24 protein-coding genes are annotated in these 24,386 nt (G+C 53.8%); 2 read left to right on the forward strand and 22 right to left on the reverse strand.

What is annotated here, in order from left to right:
• Positions 1-129: 129 nt before the first annotated feature.
• From ACFSB2_RS19740 to ACFSB2_RS19765, 6 genes are all read right to left on the reverse strand, one after another.
• Positions 130-648, reverse strand: coding sequence for an adenine phosphoribosyltransferase (locus tag ACFSB2_RS19740; protein ID WP_377944819.1), 519 nt, complete (start codon positions 646-648; stop codon positions 130-132).
• A 66-nt stretch (positions 649-714) separates the two neighbouring features.
• Entirely contained in the window at positions 715-2,700 is a 1,986-nt protein-coding gene (gene recJ / locus ACFSB2_RS19745; RefSeq protein ID WP_377944821.1) for a single-stranded-DNA-specific exonuclease RecJ, read from the reverse strand.
• Positions 2,697-3,635 (reverse strand): cation diffusion facilitator family transporter, encoded by a 939-nt coding sequence (locus tag ACFSB2_RS19750; RefSeq protein WP_377944822.1) that lies wholly within the window; start codon positions 3,633-3,635, stop codon positions 2,697-2,699. Before ACFSB2_RS19750 ends, recJ begins: the two co-directional genes overlap by 4 nt.
• 108 nt (positions 3,636-3,743) lie before the next feature.
• Positions 3,744-4,661 carry a protein translocase subunit SecF gene (gene secF / locus ACFSB2_RS19755; protein ID WP_377944824.1) on the reverse strand — a complete coding sequence of 306 codons (918 nt, stop codon included), beginning with the start codon at positions 4,659-4,661 and terminating at the stop codon, positions 3,744-3,746.
• Positions 4,651-5,955: a protein translocase subunit SecD gene (gene secD / locus ACFSB2_RS19760; RefSeq protein WP_377944825.1), complete on the reverse strand. Its 1,305-nt coding sequence runs from the start codon at positions 5,953-5,955 to the stop codon at positions 4,651-4,653. Before secD ends, secF begins: the two co-directional genes overlap by 11 nt.
• A 288-nt stretch (positions 5,956-6,243) precedes the next feature.
• The gene (locus tag ACFSB2_RS19765) at positions 6,244-6,498 is read right to left on the reverse strand and encodes a post-transcriptional regulator (protein WP_377944826.1); all 255 of its coding nucleotides are present in this window, start codon (positions 6,496-6,498) and stop codon (positions 6,244-6,246) included.
• 294 nt (positions 6,499-6,792) lie between these two features.
• On the opposite strand from ACFSB2_RS19765, the gene spoVB reads away from it, so the two are divergent.
• Positions 6,793-8,376 (forward strand): stage V sporulation protein B, encoded by a 1,584-nt coding sequence (spoVB, locus tag ACFSB2_RS19770; protein ID WP_377944827.1) that lies wholly within the window; start codon positions 6,793-6,795, stop codon positions 8,374-8,376.
• 34 nt (positions 8,377-8,410) lie between these two features.
• On the opposite strand, the gene ACFSB2_RS19775 is transcribed toward spoVB, so the two are convergent.
• Positions 8,411-9,109, reverse strand: a complete 699-nt coding sequence (locus tag ACFSB2_RS19775; RefSeq protein WP_377944828.1) for a DUF421 domain-containing protein — start codon at positions 9,107-9,109, stop codon at positions 8,411-8,413.
• 274 nt (positions 9,110-9,383) lie between these two features.
• Between ACFSB2_RS19775 and ACFSB2_RS19780 the strand changes: the two genes are divergently transcribed.
• A complete protein-coding gene (locus ACFSB2_RS19780; protein WP_377944829.1) occupies positions 9,384-9,788 on the forward strand; it encodes a TIGR04086 family membrane protein in 405 nt (134 codons plus the stop codon).
• 68 nt (positions 9,789-9,856) lie between these two features.
• Here the strand turns inward: ACFSB2_RS19780 and yajC are convergent, their stop codons facing one another.
• From yajC to tyrS, 15 genes are all read right to left on the reverse strand, one after another.
• Positions 9,857-10,285 carry a preprotein translocase subunit YajC gene (gene yajC, locus ACFSB2_RS19785; protein WP_377944830.1) on the reverse strand — a complete coding sequence of 143 codons (429 nt, stop codon included), beginning with the start codon at positions 10,283-10,285 and terminating at the stop codon, positions 9,857-9,859.
• On the reverse strand, positions 10,282-11,427 hold the full coding sequence (gene tgt / locus ACFSB2_RS19790; RefSeq protein ID WP_377944831.1) for a tRNA guanosine(34) transglycosylase Tgt: 1,146 nt from the start codon (positions 11,425-11,427) through the stop codon (positions 10,282-10,284). Before tgt ends, yajC begins: the two co-directional genes overlap by 4 nt.
• Before the next feature lie 6 nt (positions 11,428-11,433).
• On the reverse strand, positions 11,434-12,471 hold the full coding sequence (queA, locus tag ACFSB2_RS19795) for a tRNA preQ1(34) S-adenosylmethionine ribosyltransferase-isomerase QueA (RefSeq protein ID WP_377945004.1): 1,038 nt from the start codon (positions 12,469-12,471) through the stop codon (positions 11,434-11,436).
• 198 nt (positions 12,472-12,669) lie between these two features.
• Positions 12,670-13,539, reverse strand: coding sequence for an anti-sigma factor domain-containing protein (locus tag ACFSB2_RS19800; protein ID WP_377944832.1), 870 nt, complete (start codon positions 13,537-13,539; stop codon positions 12,670-12,672).
• A gap of 3 nt (positions 13,540-13,542) precedes the next feature.
• A complete protein-coding gene (sigI, locus tag ACFSB2_RS19805; RefSeq protein WP_377944833.1) occupies positions 13,543-14,310 on the reverse strand; it encodes an RNA polymerase sigma factor SigI in 768 nt (255 codons plus the stop codon).
• 57 nt (positions 14,311-14,367) lie between these two features.
• A complete protein-coding gene (ruvB, locus tag ACFSB2_RS19810) occupies positions 14,368-15,372 on the reverse strand; it encodes a Holliday junction branch migration DNA helicase RuvB (RefSeq protein ID WP_377944834.1) in 1,005 nt (334 codons plus the stop codon).
• Between the two features lie 217 nt (positions 15,373-15,589).
• Positions 15,590-16,213 (reverse strand): Holliday junction branch migration protein RuvA, encoded by a 624-nt coding sequence (gene ruvA / locus ACFSB2_RS19815; protein ID WP_377944835.1) that lies wholly within the window; start codon positions 16,211-16,213, stop codon positions 15,590-15,592.
• Entirely contained in the window at positions 16,210-16,758 is a 549-nt protein-coding gene (ruvC, locus tag ACFSB2_RS19820; protein ID WP_377944836.1) for a crossover junction endodeoxyribonuclease RuvC, read from the reverse strand. Before ruvC ends, ruvA begins: the two co-directional genes overlap by 4 nt.
• Positions 16,759-17,037: 279 nt before the next feature.
• The gene (locus tag ACFSB2_RS19825; protein WP_377944837.1) at positions 17,038-17,403 is read right to left on the reverse strand and encodes a hypothetical protein; all 366 of its coding nucleotides are present in this window, start codon (positions 17,401-17,403) and stop codon (positions 17,038-17,040) included.
• 101 nt (positions 17,404-17,504) lie between these two features.
• Positions 17,505-18,248 carry a YebC/PmpR family DNA-binding transcriptional regulator gene (locus ACFSB2_RS19830; protein WP_377944838.1) on the reverse strand — a complete coding sequence of 248 codons (744 nt, stop codon included), beginning with the start codon at positions 18,246-18,248 and terminating at the stop codon, positions 17,505-17,507.
• Between the two features lie 97 nt (positions 18,249-18,345).
• Positions 18,346-19,335 carry a phosphotransferase gene (locus ACFSB2_RS19835; RefSeq protein ID WP_377944839.1) on the reverse strand — a complete coding sequence of 330 codons (990 nt, stop codon included), beginning with the start codon at positions 19,333-19,335 and terminating at the stop codon, positions 18,346-18,348.
• Between the two features lie 3 nt (positions 19,336-19,338).
• Complete coding sequence (locus ACFSB2_RS19840; protein WP_377944840.1) at positions 19,339-20,037, reverse strand: LysM peptidoglycan-binding domain-containing protein; 699 nt, start codon at positions 20,035-20,037, stop codon at positions 19,339-19,341.
• A gap of 144 nt (positions 20,038-20,181) precedes the next feature.
• Positions 20,182-22,086 carry a methyl-accepting chemotaxis protein gene (locus ACFSB2_RS19845; RefSeq protein ID WP_377944841.1) on the reverse strand — a complete coding sequence of 635 codons (1,905 nt, stop codon included), beginning with the start codon at positions 22,084-22,086 and terminating at the stop codon, positions 20,182-20,184.
• Positions 22,087-22,263: 177 nt separating this feature from the next.
• A complete protein-coding gene (gene yunB / locus ACFSB2_RS19850) occupies positions 22,264-22,968 on the reverse strand; it encodes a sporulation protein YunB (RefSeq protein ID WP_377944842.1) in 705 nt (234 codons plus the stop codon).
• A 76-nt stretch (positions 22,969-23,044) separates the two neighbouring features.
• The gene (gene tyrS, locus ACFSB2_RS19855; RefSeq protein WP_377944843.1) at positions 23,045-24,277 is read right to left on the reverse strand and encodes a tyrosine--tRNA ligase; all 1,233 of its coding nucleotides are present in this window, start codon (positions 24,275-24,277) and stop codon (positions 23,045-23,047) included.
• Between the last annotated feature and the right edge of the window lie 109 nt (positions 24,278-24,386).

Here is a 24,386-nt window from a genome sequence, read left to right on the forward strand (position 1 = left end):
CATCTCGCTTATTTCCGATGCTTATCCTCTACATATCGCGGCGCGTTGCCGCCGTAGTCTATCTGCCATTCCAACTGACCTCGCGCCAATATGATGCGCGCGCAGCGCTGCCGCACGACAAGTGATGGTTTAGTCTTCATATTGAACAAGTGTGTGAATCGGAATCCCGGACAGTTTCTCCCGCCCATGCAAGGGCAAGAGTTCAATGAAAAAGGCCGCCCCGACCACCACGCCTCCCAATTTGCGCGCCAGCTCGACCGTTGCGGCCATCGTGCCGCCTGTCGCCAATAAATCGTCGGCGACTACTACACGCTGTCCTGGCTGAATGGCGTCCGTGTGCATCTCCAAGACATCCTGTCCATATTCTAAATCATATGTCACGGCTGTGGTATCGGCAGGCAGTTTCCCCTTCTTGCGCACAGGGACAAATCCCAACCCTAGCGTATAGGCGAGAGGCGCCCCGACGACATATCCGCGCGCCTCCGGCCCGATGATGACGTCCGCCGCCCAAAGCTGCACCTGCTCAGCCAACTGATCGATGGCGTGCTTGTAAGCCTGACCATGGCCAAGCAGCGGCGTGATATCGCGAAACAATATCCCCTCCCGCGGGAAGTCCGGGATATCACGAATCCAATTGCGATAATCCATTATTCATCATTCTCTCCTCATCTGTTGTCAAAAGATCCATCTGGCGAAACAAATTTCTTTCATCTTTTATGTCAAAGCCACCAAATGCTCGCGCAGGTGGGCTTGATAGGAGATTGCTTCGCGCAAATCGCGTGATTTGACAGCTTCAAGAACATGATACGCACCATCGCGACAAGCGGCAAATCCCAGTTCGCGAAATGTCGCCAAAATCACCTCGACATCATGTACGCCATGGGCCTCTGCAAGCTCGCGAAACATCGTTTCTGGCACCTGTCTGCGCTTTTGCAAGAGCCGATAGAAACGGGCAAACACGTCACGCACGATGGGTTCTTGCAGATGCCAGCCTGCCAACACCCGCAACTGCGCCTTGCGCACGCCCTGCCAGACGTTCTCCTCCAATTCGACCAATAATCCGATGAGTTGCCCTACTCTCCCCATCTCGCGGGCCACCTCTGGCGCGTTGAACCAAACCGCCTCCGCTTCAGCCTGTCCTTCACGCAGACAAAGGCGCACGTGGGCGCCATTGCCCAGCGGCATCACCCGCGTCACCACCGCTGGACCGATAAAAAAGCGCAAAGGCTCATTTTCTGGCCCATACGGCGCAAAGCGAAGCGCCCAATCCAAAAGTTCCAGATTGGCATCCGCCAAAGGCAAAAAGTCGTCCGCGACCATGGACGCTGTTTCGCTGGTATCGATGTCAGCTTGCCGCACCACATTGTCGAAGGCCGCGCGAAATTGCAAAAAATTGTCCGATTCGACACCACAGCCCACCGCCGCATCGTGCCCCCCAAAGTGCGCCAACCACACCGCGCATTCCGAAAGCGCATCATAGAGCGAAAAACCGGCGGGCGCACGGCCAGAACCACGCAACAACGACTCGCCAGCATCCGCGAACACAATCGCCGGACAATCGTATGTATCGACCAATTTCGCCGCCACAATGCCGACAACCCCCAGCGGCCAGCGGCCACGCACCACAACCGAGTCCGGTTGCCCGCCATATGCTTCCTCTACCTCTGCTATCGCCTCTTGCACCGCGCGCTCCGTCACCTGTCTGCGTTCTGTGTTCAGCGCCTCAATGGTGTCCGCATAGTCCGTTGCATTTTGCAGATTGTCCGCCATCAGGAGATCAAACGCGACCTTTGCCGTGGTCATCCGCCCGGCGGCGTTCATACGTGGGGCGATCCGCCACGACACGCCCGTGACAGACAGCTCCTCCGGTTTGACGCGCGCATTGAGACACAGTGTGCGCCATCCAGGCCGCTGACACTGCCGCATCGCCTCCAGCCCTTCGCGAATCAAGCGCCGATTTTCCCCGCGCATCGGCATCATGTCGCTGATTGCCCCCAAGGACGCAAGGCCCAGTTGCCAATTGGCGTGATCGTCCAACACAGCGGCATTCCCCTGAAGCGGCGACATCGTCTGCAACGCTTGACAGAATTTCCACGCAACCCCTGCGCCAGATAGGACGATGGCTTCGTTCGGCATGTCGTGACGCGCCCAATGCACAACCGCTGTGCAAGGGGGCAGCGCTGTATCACCCGGTTCGTGGTGGTCTGTGACGATGACATCTATCCCCTGCGCCACCGCGGATGCCACAGCGCTATCTGCGCGAATGCCGTTGTCCACCGTGATGATGAGATGTGCGCCCAACGCAGCCGCGCTGTCCACGAGATGCTCGCTCAACCCGTAACCATCGGCGACCCTGTCTGGAATCAGGCAATGCCATGTCGCTCCGCGCAAAACAAGCTCACTGGCCAAAATCGTGCTGGCCGTGACGCCATCAACGTCGTAATCGCCGACGATGACGATGATTTCGTCCTGTTCCATCGCCTGAATGAGCCGATGGATGGCCGGTTTCATTTCGTGAAATGCGAACGGATCCGAGAAACGCTCGTGCGCAAAGAGAAAACGGCGCGCTTCCTGTGGATCCGTGATCTTTCTGGCAACCAGCCAACTGGCCACCCGCCGCGGCAGCGCCAATGTCTCAACGAGCGCCTCTACCGCATGGTCAGAAGCCCCTGCAGTCGACCAAAGTGGAACCTTCGTCACGCTTCGTCCCCCTTTCCTGTTTGCGACTCCAATTCATCATTGTAATACGGATTGACGTGCACAAAAACATCCTGGATTCGATTGAACTGCCGTCGGAGTTCGCTTCGCACTTCAGCCGCAATATCGTGGCCAGCTGCAACCGTGATATCTGCGTCGACGCCAATCTCAATATCGACAATCACATACTGACCGTGATCACGCACGCGAATCTCGTCGATACACTCGACCCCCGTCACGCTCTGCGCCGTATTGCGATACGGCGTGATGTCCGCTTCCTCCAACACCACGCGGTCCATCAAGCTCTGCAGGGCATCCCAAGCGATGGAAATGGCCATTTTCAAAACTAGCAGGGCGACAAACAAACCTGCGATGGCATCCATGTAGCGCAGCCAGAGAATGTGTTCGCGCGCCCCAATAATGGACAACACGATGCCGATCAGCGCCGCAAACGAAGAGTACACATCAGAGCGATGATCATATGCGCTGGCAATCAAGCTCTTGCTGTTGAGTTTACGCCCTAGCCGAATGTTGAAGTGATACAGAAACTCTTTAACCAGAATGGCGGCGCCAGCCGCATAGGCGGCCATCAAATCTGGATGCTTTGGCGGATAAAAGAGTGACTTCCCCGATGAGTAACCGACTTCCACCGCCGCTGCGACGAGAAAGCCACCCACAATCGTCGCAGCGATCAACTCCGCCTTGCCATGCCCGTACGGGTGATCTTCATCTGGTGGTTTGCGCGCTATGCGAAGGCCGATGATGACCGCCAAGGAGCCAACCAAGTCAGCTGCGGAATGCACGGCGTCGGCTATCAGCGCGTCGCTGCCTGCCAGTGCCCCAACCACGCCTTTGCCGATGGACAGCAGCAGGTTGATGATGGCATTCGCATAGGCGACCACCGTCCCCTGTCTTTGTGCGCGTGACTCGCTGCTCAAGCGCATGCCCCCCATCTTTCTCCCTCTTGTAAAGGGTAACCAAACTGGCTGCTAAAGATAAAGAAAGCGCTCCAACCGGAGCGCCCCGCATCATTGTTCATTGCCTCATCAAGCAGGATTGACCTTGCTTTCGTTCTTCTTTTTTCCATGTTCGAGATTCCTGCCGCGAATGAGCAGCCACAACGGGCTGGCGATAAAAATCGAGCTGTACGCGCCACTGACCAAACCGATAATCAACGCGAACGTGAAGTTGCGAATCGATGTGCCGCCAAAAAAGTAGAGAATGAGCGACGCGATGAGCACAGTGATGACCGTATTGATGGAACGCGACATCGTCTGCCATAGACTGCGATTCACCAAAGTTTTCAGTGTATCCACATCTTTTGGCTTGACGATTTTCAGATTCTCACGAATGCGGTCGAAAATGACGATGGTGTCATTGATGGAGTAACCGATGATGGTCAACACCGCAGCGACGAACGTCAGATCCACCTCGCGCCGCAAGAGGGCGAATGCCGCCAGCACGATAAAGGCGTCGTGCAACAATGCGATGATGCCCGCGATGGCAAAGCGCCATTCAAAGCGAATGCAGATGTAGATGACAATAAACGCCGACGCGACAAGCACGGCGATCACAGCGCGCTGCGCCGTCTGATTGGCTACATAGGGATCGACCGTATCAACCGAAAGCCCTTGATTTTTCGGGAAATAGCTGCTTTCCGCAGTCTTGATTTTCGCGGTCTCTGCATCGGTCAATATCGTCGGGAAGCGAACAACAACCGTATCTTTCCCCTGGGTGGTGATGTTCGCATCCTCCACATGCAGTCCGATAGAATCGAACATCTGTTGCACTTTTGCATCGCCAACCGTCTGATTGACCTGCAGTTGCACGCGTGAACCGGCTTTAAAATCGGTGCTCAAATTGAATCCAAAAACGGCGAAGACGATGATTCCCGCAATCGTGATGGCGGCAGACAAGAGAAAGAACCAACGGCTCATCCGGACGATGTCAAACTTAGGCTTCATCCTTCTTCAGCACTCCTTTCCCAATTCCAAACCACCACGGGCGACGCAAAATGTTCGAGTTGACGAACGAGAAGAACATCAACCGTGAGAGCAGCACAGCGGTGAGCAAACTGACGATGATGCTGATCATCAACGCGACCGCAAATCCGCGAATATCCCCTTGCCCACCGAGAAAATACATGACGGCGCCAGCGATAAACGTGGTGGCGTTCGAATCGAGAATCGTGCGCAACGCGTTTTTGTTGCCGATTTTGACAGCCGATTTGAGGCTGCGGCCATTGCGCATTTCGTCCTTGATCCGTTCGTAGGCGATGATATTCGCATCCACCGCCATCCCGACGCCGAGAATCAACGCGGCAAGGCCCGGCAGGGTCAACACCACATGCAGTCCGTCGAAAATCACCAGCGTGAGATAGCCATACCCAATCAGGGCCAAATCGGCGATGAGACCTGCCATTCGGTAGACGAGCATCATGAAGATGAAAATCAAAATCACAGCAATCATGCCAGCCCAGAGCGTGGCACGGAGACTGGCTTGTCCAAGTGTCGGTCCCACACTGCTCTCACTTTGTTTCTTAAGTGGGTAGGGCAATGCGCCAGCATTCAGTTCTTTCGCCAAGTCTTGACATGCTTGCACGGTTGTCAGCGTGCCGCCAGAGATGACGCTGTTGCCATTGTACATCTTGGAATCGATAGTCGGATCCGTCAGGAGGGTCCCGTTCAGGAACACATAGATCTGTTTATTCAAATATTTGGTGGTAATATTCTGCCACAGTTTTGGATCCTTAAAACTGATGGCCACCTCGTTCTGGCCAGTTGTAGGATCCTGCTGCGCTTGGGCGTTGCTTTTCAAATCCGCGCCAGTCGCCAGTAATTTGCCCGAGGGCACCATCACCTGGACCTTCTTCCCGGTCGCTTTGTCTTTCTGGGTGACAACTTTGCCCCCTGAATAAATTTTGAGTTGGGCGGTCTCGCCAATCACGTTTGCAGCTGTTTGTTGGTTGAAAGTCCCAGCCAACTGCACCCGTATTTGGTTATGACCCTCCAAATCGATTTCCGGAGATGAAACGCCAATCGTGTCTACGCGCAGTTCCACCGCCTTGACCAACGCCTGTTTTTCACTCGCGGTCAACGCCCGGTTGTGCGGTGTCTGAACTTGATACAGTATGTTGAAGCCGCCTTGCAAATCGAGTCCAAGCGGAATCGACTTCCAAAGCCGCCCTGCTGTGCCCACGGTCACGCCCAAAATGATGACCGCCATCAGCAAGAACGCCATAAAGCGTCCCCATTTCATAGATTGTCCTCCTCACGTGCTCACTTACATGTACACTCATTCCGAACCCTTGTCATGGCATAACATGCCTAGTATACAAAACGACAAAATTCGCCGTCAAACGCCATCCGCCGGACAATCGCCCTGTGCTGGGGCTTTTTCCAGTTCCAGGGTTGCCGCTTCTGCAAAATCTGGACACCTTCTACGCCCGAAAACAAATGTCGTACCCTGGTGCACACCATCCGCGCTGTGCCCATTGACGTGTATTTTCGTGGTCCTGCTGATGCGGGATGCATCACGCATGGCGGCCTAATCGTTCATTTCACCTTTGTACGCTGCGATGGTCTGGTAGTTCATGAAGTCCATAACGCGCAGCGACAATATAAAGTCAACGACTGCGTGTAGGGGTGTATCTGACGGCACTTTTGCGCAGACGAACGCCCAAATCTCCTCCATTTTGGCATGTTCATATCCGAGTAAACGAAACTCGTCCGCTTTATTGGCGCACAAACCGAACAGTTCTTTCGCGTAAGGCCGAATATGTGTGGCTTCCTGCGGATTCACCCTAAAACACTCCTTTGCTCGCTTCAAGCCTAGAACTCCGCAAACGTCTGCAAAACACTGACTTTAAGGGTTCAACAGAAAGCCCGCAAATCCTGCGCGCTTTTGACATGGAAATCAACGATACCTTGTGCCATGTCATCCATTGTCTTCCATACCACACATGTGTTCGGCGTCCAAGTCTAGAGTCCGCTTGGTCGTGAAAAATGGACTACCCCACCGCCAAAACGCATAGATTGAACGGACAGCTCGTTCGAGCTTTCACATGTCGCAAAAATAGAACAGGAGCGTTGCAGGATGAATCGTCAATCATTCCTTCACGGCGCGCTTGTGTTAATGATTGCAGGACTTATCACGCGCGTAATGGGATTCGTCTATCGCATTTTTTTAACGCGGTTGATTGGCGCCGAAGGGATGGGCCTTTTCCAAATTGTCTTTCCCATCCTCGGTCTCGTGCTGACATTTGTCACCGCAGGGCTGCCGCTGGCCATTTCAAAGCTTGTGGCAGAAGCCGTCGCCCAGAACGATCGCGCTCGCGTGTTGCGGATTATGCGCGTCAGCGTTTGGATCATCGCCACCATGACCGTCATTTTCACCAGCCTGATGTACTTTTTAAGAGGGTTTGTACTCCATCACTGGCTGTCGGACCCGCGCGCATACCCAACCTATCTCGCAATGATTCCCGTCGTCTCCATCATCGCGGTATCCAGTTTGTACCGAGGGTATTTTCAGGGAATGCAGGACATGACGCCAACTGCGGCGGCGCGCATCTTCGAACAGACGATACGCATTGTGAGCATCTGGATTTTAGCGGCGTACTTCGTCCGGTATTCGCTGGCCTATGCAGCGGCGGCGGCGATGATGGGCATGGTTTTAGGAGAACTTGGTGGATTGCTGTTTTTGATTGTCCAACAGCGGCGGCGAGGCAGATTGTCCGACATTTTGCCCAATGCGGCGGCGCGCAGCGACGAAACCAGGCGACAGACGCTCTATTCCATGGGCCAGTTAGCGCTGCCCGTCACATTAAGTTCACTTATCTGGTCGGTGTTGGCAGCCGCGGAACCCGTTCTCGTCATGCGGGCGTTAAAAGCGGCAGGATTCACGACGAGCATCTCGACCGCGCTGTACGGCCAGTACAGCGGCATGGCCTTTCCGCTGTTGGTGTTTCCGACTGTCTTCACAGGTTCACTGGCGACGAATCTCGTGCCATCTGTCGCCCAAGCTGTGGCCAGTTCAGAGCGGTTTCGCGTGCGCATCCGCCTGGCGCAAAGTTTCACTGCCACCGCCATGGTCGCTTTCCCGACATCCGTCGTCTTGACGATGTTCGCTTCGCCGCTCTCGCAGTACATTTACAAAGAGCCGTCTGTCGGACCCATCCTTGCCGTCATGGCGCCATTTGAGTTTTTTCTCTGCCTGCAAGGACCGCTCGTCGGCATTTTGCAGGGATTGAACAAAGCAGGCATCGCAATGGCCAATTCTATCATCGGTGGTTTGCTCAAGTTGGCTTTGATCATTCTCTTGGCGTCGCATCCTACCATCGGCGTGCTAGGCATCAGCATGGCGACCGCCGCGTCCTTTACCATCTCTGCCTTGCTCAATCTCTGGTTTGTCGTGCACTATGTTGGCTTTAGCATTCGTCTGCAGGCGCTTGCGCGTATCGCCATCGCGGCATGCGCCATGTTTGCCTACATGCAAATCATCACCTACCACCATGGCCAGTTGCCGTTTGGTTCGCTGATGTTCGCCATCATCGGCGGATTCATATTGTACCTTGCTCTCTTGTGCGCGCTGCGCGTCTTGACCACGCGCAACATTCGCCGCGTGCCAAAAATCGGCCCTTGGTTGGCCTCCATCATCAGGTGGGTGCCGTTTGCGGTGTAAAGGCGTTGAAATGCGCGCCAAGGGGCACGAGGCATCAGTGCTCTTTCGGATCACGCGCATCAATCCAAATGTCCCCCTGTCCATCGATGGAGGCGAAGAAAACATCCTGCAAACTCGCGTAGCCGCGCTGGCTCAATGTCTGTTGCAGCCAGGCTGTGTCACGCCCCAAGACTTCAAGCGTCTTTTGCACCGGCTGTCCATCGATGACCAGCGGCATGGGCATATGTTCCGGCCTGACGTGTTGATTCATATCGCGCGGGGTGAGCGGCCTTGCTTCTGCCTTGGGAAAAACACTCAGTTGGCCTGAAGTTTCCAAAATGGCAAACTCCACATCCGCAAGTTGATTCATCCCTTTTTCACGCAGTTGTGTCAGCAGATCATCTACAGAATAGCGATGACGGCGCATTTCTCTATCCTTGATTTGGCCGTGTTCCACAAGTACAGATGGTTCGCCGTCGACCAAGTGGCGAAAGCGAGTGCTTTTGAGCTGCAACAACGCGACAACGATCTGGTATAAAACGAGGGAACCAATCGCAATGCCGGATTGATATAGCGGAATGTTTGCATCCTCCATCGGCAAGGTGGACAGTTCAGCAATCATGACGGACACGACAAAGTCGAATACCGACAACTGACCAATTTCACGCTTCCCCATAATCCGCAGCGCCACCATCACCAACAAATACAAAAATAGCACGCGCAGTGGAATCAGCCAGATTGGGATATGGTTCATGCGTATCATCCTCCACCTAAGGGACATGTGAAAAAGTCCTCTATTCAACAAAATCAAACACCAGATCTGTACCTACAGTGATACAGTCTGATGGATTTTCACATGTACCTTGGTAGTATGACCTGATGGATGGATTCTCCATGCGCGCCAATGACATATTGCCCGTGGACCTGATTTTCACTTTTCTATCACAGCGGACAATTCAGAGAAGTCAATTCATATTTTAGAGCAAGCTGGCATAGAGATTAGCAAACTTGTACAAGAGGTGACCTGTATGTCCTCCTCGGAGACGTCCTTGAATGTAAGATCGCTGCGCAGATTCCCGATTTTGTATGGCTGTTTTTGGGCTTTATTCCTCGCCGCGCTCGGCATTATTGTCGTTTTTCTCATGGCTCAATACGGCAGCCTTGAAGCGCGTGGCATTACAACTGCTGCATACATCATTCACTGCATCGCCGTATTTTTTGGCGCGGTGGCGGCAAGTCGTTGCGTCACATCCAGAGGTTGGTTTTACGGGGGCGTCACAGGCCTGCTTTACGCGCTGATCATGGTGGCCATTGGCCTTTTTATCTACAACACGTTTACCATCGATGCCAGCGGACTTTTCCGTGTGCTGCTGATGGCGGTCATCGGCGCTTTTGGCGGCATGATTGGCGCCGCAACGCGCCGGGACGACTAGAGGGAGGGCGATGTGCCCTCCCTCTTCCACCCATGTGAGTGTGACATTTTGGCGTGATCGAAAAAAAATCAGCCTTCTTTTTTACGCTCAAACTCGTTTTCGTCGTCTTCGCTGACTTCATCAGCATCATCGTCTACATCTTCGTCGTGTTCTTCGTCTGCCGATTCTTCAGCGTATTCGCCGTCTTCATCGTCCGGCGCGCCAAGTTCGTGCACTTCCTCATCTTCGTCATACGAGGTGCCTTCACTGACCACGCGAGTCACTGCGCGTGCGTCCATCTCAATCTCAACATCGGGCGCCACACGAGCAACAATGATATCATCATGGATCTCGACGATTTCCGCATAGATCCCAGACGCTGTCATAACCTTCGCACCAGGTCCCAATTGTTTCATCATTTCGGCTTTCTTCTTCTGCTGGCGCCTTTGCGGCACAATCATCAGGAAGTAGAAGACGATAACCAAAATCACAAGAAATAGTAAACTTCCGCCTTTCATTCTTTCACATCCTCTCGTTGTCCAGTATAACCATACGTTTGGTAAAATTCGCGTTTGAATGCCAAAAACCTGTTCTCTTGGATAGATAATCTGATCTTCTCCATCAATTGCAGGAGAAAGTGGACGTTGTGGTAACTAGTCAGACGCACGCCCAGAATCTCTTCCGCCTTCAACAGATGGCGGATATACGCTCGCGTAAACGTACGGCACACGCGGCATGTGCAATTTTCATCCAGCGGCAAAAAATCATCCTTGTACCGCGCGTGTTTAAGCACGCGTTTGCCCGTGGAAGTAAAGACTGTGCCATTGCGGGCGATGCGAGTCGGCAACACGCAATCAAACATGTCAATGCCACGCTCGACGCCTTCGAACAAATCATCCGGCGCGCCGACGCCCATCAGATATCTCGGCTTATCCGCAGGCAACAGCGGCGTCGTGTAAGCCAAAATGTCGTACATCAACGGCTTCGGTTCGCCGACGCTCAACCCGCCGATGGCGTACCCCGGCAAATCCAGCTCCACCAGCGATTCCACTGCCCGACGACGCAAATCAAGATGCTCACCGCCTTGAACAATGCCAAATAGCGCCTGCGCTTCCGGACGGGCATGTGCGTCCTTACAGCGTTTCGCCCAAGCGAGCGTGCGTTCGAGCGAAGTTTCAAGATATGCTCTATCCGCTGGGTACGGTGGACACTCGTCAAACTGCATGATGATATCCGCGCCAAGCGCATTTTCAATCCCCATGACCGTCTCGGGCGAAAAGAAACGCGGGCTGCCATCAATATGTGATTTAAACGCGACCCCTTCGTCCGTGATTTTGCGCAGACTGGCGAGACTGAACACTTGAAACCCGCCGCTGTCCGTCAGCACTGGGCGCTGCCAATTCATAAAACCATGCAGTCCCCCCGCCTGTCGCACAATCTCTTCACCTGGCCGCAGGTGCAGGTGGTATGTATTCGAGAGAATAATTTTTGCGTCAAGCTCCTCCAATTCCCAAGGCGCCATGGTTTTGACCGTGGCTTGCGTGCCGACAGGCATAAAGACCGGCGTCTCGATCACGCCGTGCGGCGTATAGACGCGCCCCCGCCGCGCTTGGGATTCGGTTGAACGAGCAAGCAACTCATAGCGCACTGGCACTGTCATTCGTGTTCACCTCCGTGTCAAAAACATCGCGTCGCCAAAACTGAAAAAGCGATACTCGTTCTCTACCGCTGTGGCGTAAACTTCTTTGGCAAAATCCGTGCCCATCCAAGCGCTCACGAGCATAAACAACGTCGATTTGGGCAGATGAAAATTCGTGATCAACGCATCGACGATTTGAAACTGATACCCCGGATAAATGAAGATGTCCGTCTCTCGCGCCTCTGCCAGAAGCGTCCCTGTCACGCCTGCGCTCTCCAAGGTCCGCAGCGCAGTCGTCCCCACAGCGACAATGCGCCGTCCGGCTCGACGCGCTTCGTTAATGGCATCGGCCGTATCCTCACTGACTTCATACCATTCGCTATGCATTTGATGTTCCTTGACATCCTCAGCCTGCACATTGCGGAATGTGCCTAATCCCACATGCAGTGTGACAAAGTGCACATCCACCCCTTTTGCCCGGACCTCGTCGAGCAACGTCTGCGTAAAATGCAGACCTGCAGTCGGGGCAGCGACAGAGCCGACATGCTTGGCGTACACTGTCTGATAGCGGGACTTGTCCTCCAACTTCGCATGGATATAGGGAGGCAAAGGCATTTCGCCATATCGATCCGCCAACGCTGTCACCGATTGCTCAGTCAAAAAATGCAGCGTTCGGATGCCTTCGTCATGCACGCCGACAACGCGGATGCTGACAGCCTCAGCTCCCTCGCCAAGCACCAATTCGGTGCCCAACTTCAACCGCTTCGCAGGACGCGTCAACGCCATCCAGCATTGCGCTTCAGTGGCTGGACGCAGCAAGAGCAACTCGACGCGCGCGCCGGTGTCCACTTTTTTGGCATACAAACGAGCCGGGATCACCTTTGAATTGTTCAACACCAGGAGATCACCAGGACGCAGATACTCTGTAATCTTGCGAAAATGTGTGTGCACAAGCGTTTTGTCCACCGGATCCACCACCATCAAACGCGATTCATCGCGCGACGATAGCGGCGTCTGGGCCACTAAGCGCTCAGGCAGCTCATAATCAAACTCATCGACCCGCAAAAGAGACATCCCTTCTACTCTGTTAAATTGATACTTTGCTTGCCATCCGCGATACCTCGATGGACTGGCATTTGCATGACATTGCAGATGCGACGCATCGCGCATGGCGGTCTCCATCACAAATAACAGGGATTATTATACTTTGAATTGAAGGCGAGGCAAAGAAAGAGGAATGCAAACACTTTTTGCCCTTGCTTATCAACCAGCTGCATGTTGTTGCTGGTTGCTGTTGCCCGTGGTTTGGTTCGGACTGTACTGCTGCAAAATTTCAGCAACTTTCCCATATGAACCTGTGTCCAATTGCGCCATGCCTGACTGCAGGTCGTGAACCTGTGTCAACAGCATCTGCAGATTGGAAGAATTGATGTCCGCAAGTTTGATGTTTACACCAACCTGCTTGGCCATCAAGTAAGTCGCAAACTTACCCGGCGAGACGTTTTGGGAGATGGCTTTCTTCCAGACATCGTCAGACAAATCCATGCCATAGACTGTCGCACTCGCGGCAATATTCGTCGGCGCAACAACCAGCGCCTGATCCACATCCGATGTAGCCTCTTGCTCAATCTGAGTCACATCTTTCCCATCCGTCGCCGATGCGGCAGCGACAATGATGGTGTCATTTTGCGGCAAAAGACCTGTCTTGACTGTCTGTCCGACAATCATACTGATGGCTTTGTCCAAAGATTTGCCGCGAACGTGGATGGAACGCAGCAAACTTTTCCCATGGGCATTCAGCCCATCAGCGCGAAGCACCGTGAGATGCGGACTTAAATCCAAACTGACACTCGGATTGATGTCGAGTGATACATAGGCGTACGCCTCCACTTCAGGCGGGGCGATCAGCACAGCGTGAAGAACACCAACCAAAATAACCACCACAGCAGCCACGCTCGCGACTGTTGCACGCAAATGCCAGGAGGAAGAAGGCAGTGAGCGCAATGGGACGAATGCGCCCACTTCTGTCGCCTCACGCAGGCGAATCCGCCGAAATTGACCGTCGTTCGTCATGACAATCGCCCGTTTCCCTTCAATTTCCATCACCATGCCATGCGGCTTTGCTCTGTGCATCACTCACACCTCCCCTGTGTCAGCCAAAAACGACTGCAATGTCGGAAAATCGCCCGTGATCAAAATCACGATGGCCAAAATATACTTGCGCTGCCGCTCCATCGTTTTGCGCGAAACCTCCACACGGCCCTCAAGCGCTTTTAAAGGCAGCGATTTGCGCCGTTCTACATATTCCAGAAGCGCTTTGTCCTCGGCAATCAACTTGCCGATGCGCAGAGCGTTGATTCTCGCGTCTTCATGCTTAGGAGAAATTTGCACAAGCTCTGAAAAACTTAAATCATACGCCTTCAAGCGCGCTTTGTACTCTTCAATCTCATACTTGCGCAACTGCGCTTCTTCTTCAAGCCGATGCTGCGACAAGGAAGTATTGACCTCTACATAATTCGTTACATTGTCCTCTTCGTCCAAAACGTCAAATTCACTCCAAGGCGTCTGACGCCGATCCCGCTTGCGAGCGCGGAAGAAATCAATCAACCGCCGCCGGATGATGGTTTCGGCAAACGCCAAGAATGAAGCTGCACGCTTCGTGTCAAAGCGATCAATCGCCTCATTGAAGGCGGATAATGCAATACTGAATTCATCATCAGTATTTTGATCGATATATCGATGTGTCGTCTGCGACGCAATGCGCAAGATGAACGGCACATACGATGAAATCAAATCATTGCGGGCGCGCTCGTCCCCCGCTTGGACTTTATGGAGCAGTGTGGCAAGTTCTTTCCGTTCATCAGGTCGACGAGCGCGAAAAGGCAGGACTCCCACACGTTCCACCTCACTTACATCGTTCGCTTATCTCAGAGCGATTACGGGGGTCTGTGTCTGCCAACTTCAAAAGCGATTGCCTGGTTCAACTCGCCCTAGATGGCGATAGCCGAGCGACGTGACAACACGGCCGCGCGGTGTTCTCTTGAGCAATCCCATTTGCAGCAAATATGGCTCGTAAACATCTTCCAGCGTATCCGACTCTTCGCCAATGGCCGCCGCCAGTGTATCCAGCCCCACAGGGCCACCGGAAAACTTGTCAATGGCCGCGAGCAATATACGTTCATCCACCGCGTCAAGGCCCAGTTTATCGACATTCAGCCGCGTCAGCGCCGCAGCAGCCGACGTTTCGTCAATGACGTCTTGGCCGGACACTTGCACAATATCGCGTACGCGCTTCAACAGGCGATTCGCGATACGCGGCGTGCCGCGGGCGCGCCGGGCAACCTCATCACACGCGTCTGGCGTGACGGCGACCTGCAGAACTTCTGCGCTGCGACGCACAATTTTGGCCAGTTCGTCCACCGGATAATAGTCAAGATGCAAAATGACGCCAAACCGATCTCGCAACGGCGCCGACAAAAGGCCCGCTCGTGTCGTCGCGCCAACCAGTGTAAACGACGGCAGATCCAAACGAACAGATCTGGCAGAAGGCCCTTTGCCAATCATGATGTCCAGTGAAAAATCCTCCATCGCTGGGTAAAGCACTTCTTCGACCGATCTCGACAGGCGATGGATCTCATCGATGAACAACACGTCGCCGGGTTGCAAGTTGGTCAAAAGCGCGGCCAAGTCGCCTGCCCGCTCAATTGCTGGCCCCGACGTCACACGCACATGCACGCCCAATTCATTGCCGATGATCATCGCCAACGAGGTTTTGCCCAGCCCTGGCGGTCCATATAGCAAAACGTGGTCAAGGGATTCCCCGCGTTCACGGGCCGCCTGAATAAAAATCTGGAGATTTTCTTTCACCACACGTTGCCCGATGTAATCATCGAGAAAGCGTGGGCGAATGGAATCAAGCGTCGTATCTTCGCGACTCCACTCGCCAGAAACGATGCGCTCGTCCATCTGACACCTCCCATCCAGACTCTATCCTCAAAGTAAAATCGATACCTTTTCGTGCGCCATCCACGATGCTGATGATTGGCTAGATTGATACTGCTGTTGGTACAGAGCGCGTCACACACGATGCGCTATCTTTTAAACAGCTAGTATTCGATGTTACCATAACATGATCACAACAGGACAGGCATTCCATTTTAATCCATCCGACACTGAACGCACCTCAGGCGTTCAACTCGCTTTGGTTGGCGTAAAGCCAGGTCAAGGCGGCCTTGATGGCCGTTTCGACCGTATGCAGCTGGTTCTGCAACACGTGCTCGGTTGCCGCCATTGCCTCTTTTTGCCGGTAGCCGAGCGCAATCAACGCCGTGGTCACGTCGTCCGCCACATCCACTTGCGCTTTGGGTGGCTCGGCGTTTGCATATATCGAATCGGTGGACACCGGCAAATCGTCCAGCTTGTCCTTTAACTCCAAGATCATCCGTTGCGCCGTCTTCTTGCCAATGCCCGGCAAACCGCACAGCGTCTGCGCATCTTCCTGCCGAATTGCCGCAACCACCGCTGGCGCCGGAAGCGCGCCGAGCATTTGCATCGCAAGTTTCGGCCCGACACCAGAAACGCTGATGAGCCGTTCGAAGATCTGTCTGTCCTGTAATGTGGCAAACCCAAACAAGAACACGCCATCCTCACGCACGTGCTGGTAGGTGTACAAACGCACATCTTCGTCTGTGCGCAAGGAGCGAAGCGTCAGATCCGAAACATAGACACGATAGCCCACATGGTTGACGTCGAGATCGACATAGCCAATGCCAAGCGTATCCACACGCCCGTCCAAGAAGATGATCATCGTCCATTCCCCCGTTGCCAGTGCCAGCCCGTTTGCTGCGGCTGTGCCGCTGGCTGCATCCGCGCAAGTGGCGCTGTATGGGCGTGCGCGATGGCAATGGCCAGCGCATCTGCCGCATCGTCCGGTTTTGGTAGGGACGCTAGGCCCAAAAGCAATTTCACCATCTGCTGAATCTGCTGCTTGTCCGCTCGGCCATAGCCGGTCACTGCCTGCTTGACTTGCATCGGCGTATACTCCGCCAAAGGCGTATTGTGCTGTGCGGCACTCAGCAAGACCACACCGCGCGCTTGAGCAACGGTAAACGCAGTGGTCGTGTTGCGATTGAAGAACAACTCTTCAACAGCCATGGCATCGGGTTGATATTGCCGCAACAACTGTTCTAATTCCTGGTAAATTGTTTGTAAGCGTTCGGCCACGGCAATATTCGCAGCGGTCTCAATGCAACCGTAAGTCACACAGCGCAATTGGGATCCGGCTGCTTCGACAATACCATAACCGAGACGTGCAATGCCTGGATCAATTCCTAAAACGCGAAGAGTAGCCAAAAGAACGCTCCTGCCCTGAAAGTAAAGTCGATACCTTTGTGTGCCATCCGCGGTGCTTTGATTAGCTCGAATTTTCGTGATGCTACTGGTACGGGATGCATCACGCATGGCAGTCTCCCAGACGATAGAAATTCGCCGCCGAGACGAGAAAGTCCTACTTCAACAAAAAAAAGGAGGCGCCATGACGCCCCCATTGTCTCATATTCTGCTTATTTTCTGAAGCCAATCTCTGGGTATCCCCTGTGGTGATACTTGTGGTATCGTCTGGTATCGTCGTGGTTATACCGCAACGCGCCCGTCCTGGGTCGCATACAAAGAGGTATCTCGCTCATAAACGGGCTCCATAAAGAAGCATGTCAAAGCGATGTTCAGTTGCCAAGCCGGATGCTCCCCGACAAAGCCTGTGATGGCGTCATCCACGACAGCATGTTCTTCCAGCAAACATTGGCCATCTTGTTTTTTGGTGACAAACAGCGCGTGCGCTGGCTCCTTCTTGCCCTGTGCCGCTGTGTGTGAATGCGTATTTGTATGCTGACCAAAATCCGGATAGGCCGGCGCATCGGCGTAGACAGCGCGCGTAGGCACACTGGCAACGCACAGACAAACGGCAAACGCCACCGTCCATATCCCCAGTATGGCGAACATTTTCTTTGTTCCTCGACAAACACGGTTTATATACAACGTACTCACCTCTCGGCGCCCAACGTTGTACTTAATGTGTGCAGAGAGGAACAAGTTATGCAAACTTACAGTTCCTCTTCCCCCGATGGGAAGACGGCGTTGCTATAAACTGTTTGCACATCATCATGCGCTTCCAGCGCCTCAATCAGCTCGTCCACCTCGTCAGCGGCATCCGCTGTCAACGCGACTGTGGTCGACGGCAAATAGGTCAGTTCCGCGTCTTCATAGGGAATGTCCATCGCATCCAACGTGTCCCGAACAGCGCGAAAGGCTTCTGGCGCAGTTTGAATCTGCAACACGCCATCATTGGCTTCAACATCGCTCGCGCCCGCTTCGATGAGTTCGAGCATCAATGATTCTTCGTCGGTCTGTGCGTTCATCGGAGCGCTGATTTGGCCAACCCGCTCAAACATCCAAGCGACAGAACCCGCTTCGCCGAGATTGCCGCCGCGCTTTTTGAAAATGTGACGAATATCTGCCGCTGTGCGATTCCGATTGTCGGTGACAATATCAATCAAGATGGCGACACTCTGTGGGCCATAGCCCTCATATTGAATTTCTTCATACGTGACCCCTTCAAGCGTCCCGGTGGCCTTTGCGATGGTCCGCTGGATGCTGTCTGCGGAAAGATTGCTTTGCCTTGCCCGTTCCACAGCCACCTTTAAACGGAAATTCGTATCCGGGTTCCCACCGCCCTCTTTTGCCGCATGATAGATGTCACGTGAAATTTTTGTAAAAAGTTGCCCCCGCACTGCATCTTGTTTGCCTTTCCGGCGTTGAATGTTGTGCCATTTCGAATGCCCGGCCATCTGGTTGCCTCTCCCTTGTCCTATCGATTGCTCATTCAGTCTCGTTTCAGTATAGACCGCCGCATAGGATGCTTCAATGCACTGAAAAAGGGCCGTCTCAAAAGGGACAGCCCTTCAAATCCAATTCAGTTTGCAAGCGCATCCTTTTTCGCTCGCATGCGATAGCGTGATCGATACGCGTGATGCCTTCTTTGCGACAACCTTGGCGAACCCATTCCACGCAAACGCGGATGAGCACATCCGGCCATGTGGTCAATGTCCACAACAACTGCGCGCGTTCTGTGTCGATCTCAGCGGCAGCGACGTACGTCTCCACAAGCTCGCGATACGCTTCAGCGGAAAGCGCAGCCAAAAAAACAGTGTGACCGACAAATTGTATGGCGTCGTGCAGCATATCATCGTAATTGGCGTGATCGAAATCAATCCAACCGATTCGTCCTTCAGGCTGACAGAGGACATTGTGCGGCGCCAAGTCGCGGTGGCAAAACGCGATGTCCGCTGTGTCATCATGATGGCGCGCCAGATACGTTTTGTAGCTTTGCAGCACGTAGGTCATTCGCCGCTCTGTAGGCTGACGCCAATGACGCAGCACAGGATAAGCGGCTTCCACCGTGGGCCACACGCGCCATAAAGCCTTTTCCTTCATGCGCAGCTTGCCAAGCAACGTGCCGCGCGTCAGCACCTGTTGGCCGGGAAATCCCGCTTGCTGACTGGCTCGCTGTACCGCTGCAAGGGTGGAGAGGACACGCAACCGCTCCTTTGCCACACTGACATCCACATGCCGTCCAGTGAGCCAGGGCTGGAGATATCCTGCGGTATCTGCGTCGCTGACACGCGTCAGATACCGCCCGCTCCTGGCGCGCAGCGGCAGCGCCACGTCGGTGCCGCTCGCCTGGTAGACCGACTGCAACCCGGCCAACGCGGCTAGACGCGCTTCATCATCGCCCAAGCGAGCTGGCTTCCATATATACGCATGCCCATCCTCGTCGACAATGCCCAGCACCGTTCGCCGACGGATGATGGCCTGCGCCTGGATGCCATACGAGCGCCATAGATGCTGCACGAGCTTCTCGTGCGTCGCCGCCATTGCTCATGCGTCTCCATCCAATTGAACCGTCAAGGCGCCAGACCATCCTTCATCGTCTACCGTCGTCTCCTGTGTCTGGCCGCGAACATCCGCCCGGGCATCTGGCGTCATCTCCACCAAAGACGAAGAAGCAAAAAAGGAGGAACTCTCATCGCCGTCGACATACCATCCTTCTGGCTGCCCGTTGTGGACTGTTCCGGCTTCGTAGCGAAACGGCGTGTGTGTATGTGGCCCATACGACGTCTGATCCGGCGTCTGTCCCAACGACGCGCCACCGGCGAACGAGCCTGCTCCTGCCTGTTCCATCATTGGCAGCGTCGAGGTAGGGACATACAACGTATCTCCTTCTGATGGCATTTGATCCGGCTCGACATGTGGATTGACATGCTGCAGTTGTTCGAGTGAAACGCCGTACTTTTTCGTCAATGCCTCCCACGTATCGGTAGACTGGACTTCATGTGGCCAGACAAAGCCGAAATACGAAGGCCCCGGATACGAACTGGACTGCTTTCTCACTTTGGACTTTGCCTGACTGGTTTTTGCCGGTTTTCCAAGCTCCGGAATCACCATATGCATGCCAGGCATCAATTCATGCGGATTTTGCAATTGCGGATTGGACGCCAACAACAGCGGGACGCGCACACCTGTCTTTTGACTGATCTGATAAAGCGTATCGCCAGGCTCTACAACATACTTTTTCAAGCCAAAAACCTCCTTGGCAACATAGCTGACTGTAAGCACTGCGACAGTATATGCAAACGCCCAACTTGTGGCACGAAATGAGCAGAAAAAAGCCCAGGCTCTCCGACCTGGGCTGTTGTTGCATACCTTCTAAGCAAAATGACGTCAGACTTGAAAACGGCCGACCTGGTCTTGCAACGCTTGAGCAATCCGCGCAAGTTCGTGGGAAGATGCGGCAATTTCTTCGACCGTGGCCAAGGTCTCCTCTGTGCTGGCCGCATTGTTTTGCGATCCGGCGGCAACTTGCGCCATGAGCGTGTTCAATTTTTGCACACCCGCTCGTCCCCCTTGCAAGAGAGAGGCCTGCGTCCGTGTGCGCTCCACAATATCCGTGGTCGAAGGCACCACGCGTTCTACCGCAGAGTGAATATCGACAAACGCGTCCTTGGTGCGGGAAAACGCTTCGCGACCATTGTTTACTGCCGCAACACCTTGTTCCATCGCCGCGCTGACCTGGCTCATCAATTCAAGGTTGCGCCCAATAATGTCATTGATGCGTTTGGTCGCTTCCCGGCTTTGTTCAGCGAGGTGCCGAACCTCTTGCGCCACGACAGCAAACCCGCGACCAGCATCGCCAGCGCGCGCTGCTTCTATGGAGGCGTTGAGCGCAAGCAGGTTGGTTTCCTCGGCGATGTTGCGTATGGTGCCGAGAATCTGAGCAATCTGCGCGGAAGCCGCGTTCAAATCCTGGACACTCGTATTGGCCCGCGTCGTCATGGTCTGCATGGACTCCATCGACGCTTCCGCCTGTTCAACCAACGCTTGTCCACGGTCGGTCGATGTCGATACATTCGTGATGGCAGTCGACACCTCATCGGCTTTTGCTGCTGTTTCGTCACTGTGGCTGCCAATGGCGACCAGCGCCTCGTTCAGTTCTTCCAGCGCCCCGACTGCTTGCTCGCTGACCTGTGCAAATTCGCCAGCTGTCGCCGCGATGTCGTTGACAGCGCGCGCCGTCTCGTCCGAACTGGCGGTCAATTGCTCGGCGCTTGCGGCCAATGTGTCGGAATGATGCCCGATCCCGCCGACCAATGTGGCAATCGACGCCAACAATTCGTTGGTGGCATCCGCCAGCCGCTGGACTTCATCCCGGCTCTTGACCCCTTCGATCCGCTTGGTCAAATCGCCGCCCGCAGACGCAATTTCACGCAGAATGCGCGTCACGCGATTGATGTTGCGCGGTGTCGACATTGTCGCAGGCAAGCCGAAAATGATGCCAATCAGAATGGAAATGGCCGTGAGAATCGCCATCACGATGATGGTGTCATTTACGGTGGTTCTCAACTTGCTGGCGTTCTGCGCAGCCTCGGTTTGATATTCCTGCACAATGAGTTGCAGCCCACTGTCCGCCCCCTGTGAGGCAGCGTCCCCAGCTTGCTGAGACTCATCCTGGATTGCGATCTTTTGTTGCCCGCTTTTGCGCAATTGAATCATCTGATCACTATACTGCACATATTGATTAAACGACTGCTTGATGGCCGACAGTGTGCTCAAATCATCCTTATTGCCTTGGAGCAGCTTTTGCAAGCTGGAGAATTCCTTGGGATACACACTTTTGACACTATCGTAGTTATCGCTCAAGAGCGCTGTATTCCCCGTGATCAGATAACCGCGCATGCTGCTTTCCATCGTCAATAGGTCCTCTTCCAAACTGTTGGACTGCTCGACAATCTCCAAATTTGTCCGAGCCAGCGTATCCACTTGACTCTGCAGCGCAAACAAACGAATTACGCCGACCAGTCCAATGACGATGGTCATCGCGAGGAGCACTGCAAATGAGCCTCCGACTTTGAAACGAATGGACAGATACGTCCGTTTCCTCCCTTTTGGTTTTGCCGTGGATATCTCTGGGAAGACAGCACCGTCTGCTGCAACTGCAGCCGCAACTTCGCTAGACGCGTCAGTGAACGTTTCGCCTTCCTGCTCCTTTTCATCCTCACTTTCTGCTATAAGCGTGTAATCCTCGTGCTCATCTTGATTTTGTTCATCTTGATTCGGTGATTTGTTCAACTACTTTCCTCCTAAAAAAAACACAGTGATGAGATCAGGCTAAGTATCATTCATTTCCATATGTAAACCAGGAAATTTCTTCTGCATCACCATAGAAAAATCCTGTCGAATTTAGTCGACAGGACACGATTTTTCGGAATTTTTATCTTGAAAGCCAATCATGCGCTCACTCGCATGTCATTTTTGCCCAAAAGAAGAGATTTCCGGTGCTTTTTGACCAGACACCCCTGCTCCGTAATACGCGTTGGGAACTTGCCCTGCCATGACGACATAAGCGACCGGCGCTTTCGTTTCAATCGTGATCGGCTGGGTCACAAACGGTGAGACAACCATCACCTGTGCCGTGAGATCCAGGTAAACGATGTGAACGACCTGATTGACACCCTTGCTTTCGACATCTGAATCGATTTTGGAATGGACGGATCCAATCACTGTGATGCGCACAGGCAAAGTAAAGGTTGATCGCGATATCAGCGATCCGCTGAACATCTGTACAATCGGCAAGCGAATGGTCTGGTTTGTCAATGTCTGCAGCGATGCCTGCGCATGCTTCGTCGCAATGGCTTGGAGTTGCGTCAACGCGGTCATATTGACGCGCGTCAACGTCATTTTCCCGCCGTTCACGGTCGTCGTTGTCAAAAGTTTATCATCGTCTTCATAAGCGGAAATATCCGCTGTCAGCGCATCGTTCAACGCTTCGGCGCCAACGCGTCTGGCAATGGCGGTAGAAGCGGTCATCACGGACGGACGCAAGCGATGATCCAACATATAGAGGGAAAAAAGGAGCACTGCGCAGACAAAAGCGGCAGGCAGCAGCCAGCGCGGAATACTGACGCGGACAGCATGTCCTGTGGTGCCGCGAACGCGAAATCTTCGAGCCACGCAAAGTCCCCCCTTTCTGTGATCTTACGCACGAAAAAGGGGGGACATGTTTATATACAGCTTAAAAATATGACCGTCAAGCTTTGACCAAGAGTTTGCCAAACTGCCGTTTGCCAAGTTGCAGCACATCGCCGTCGACCGGCGTGTACTCCAGATTGACGTCGAGCATTTTCTCGCCATTCAACTTTACGGCGCCTTGGCTGATGGCGCGGCGCGCCTCGCTGTTGCTGTTCGCCAATCCCGTTTCCACAAGCAATTTGACAATCCAGCGCGCTTCCGGCGTGACGGTGATTTCCGGCACATCCTCCGGAATCGCTCCACTTTGAAACACCTGCTCCCAGTGTGTCACGGCCTCAACAACCGCCTGCTCGCCCAAGAAACGCCCGACCAGTTCCTTGGCCAAAGCCATTTTTACATCACGCGGATGCGCCCGTCCCGCCTCGACATCTGCCTTGAGCGCCGCGATCTCCTCGCTTGAACGGAAGGACAACAACTCATAGTATTTAAACATCAACCCATCGGGAATGGACATGACTTTGCCAAACATGTCGTTTGGCGTCTCGTTGACGCCGATATAGTTGCCTAAGCTCTTGGACATCTTGTTGACGCCATCGAGCCCTTCCAACAGCGGCATCATCACCGTGACCTGCATCGGTTGGCCAAACTCCTTTTGCAACGTGCGGCCCATCAACAGGTTGAACGTTTGATCCGTCCCGCCCAATTCAATATCCGTGTGCAGTTCCACAGAATCGTACGCCTGCATTAAAGGATAGAAAAATTCATGAATGTGGATCGGACGATTTTCCCGAAACCGCTTCGTGAAGTCCTCCCGTTCCAACATGCGCGCGACGGTCAATGTGGACGCCAAGCGAATCACCGCGGCAAAATCCAGTTTTGCCAACCAGTCTGCATTGTGCACAATGGTCGTTTTCGCTGGATCCAAAACTTTATAGACCTGCTCGACATATGTCTTCGCATTGGCCTTCACTTCATCTTCGCTCAATTGCTTGCGGGTTTCCGACTTATCCGTCGGATCGCCAATTTGTCCTGTAAAGTCACCGATCACGAGGTGCGCCACATGGCCTAAATCCTGTAGTTGGCGAATTTTGTGCAAGACCACAGTATGCCCGAGATGAATATCTGGGGCAGTGGGATCCATGCCGAGCTTCACACGCAGCGGTTCACCTGTCGCCACCGACTGTCGCAACTTCGCCACCAGTTCACTTTCTGGGACGATCTCGACGACGCCGCGCCGGATCACTTCCAGTTGCCGCTTGACTTCCTGTTCTTGCGCTGCACTGAGTTCCATTTCTTGTTCCCTCCATCAGTCACGCCCGTGTTTAACAGTTCCAAGGCATAAAAAAATCCCGTCCACTCGGGGACGAGATGACCTCGCGGTACCACCCTGATTGCCAGAA

It is taken from the genome of Alicyclobacillus fodiniaquatilis (assembly GCF_042678105.1).
In the GTDB taxonomy this organism is placed as follows: domain Bacteria; phylum Bacillota; class Bacilli; order Alicyclobacillales; family Alicyclobacillaceae; genus Alicyclobacillus; species Alicyclobacillus fodiniaquatilis.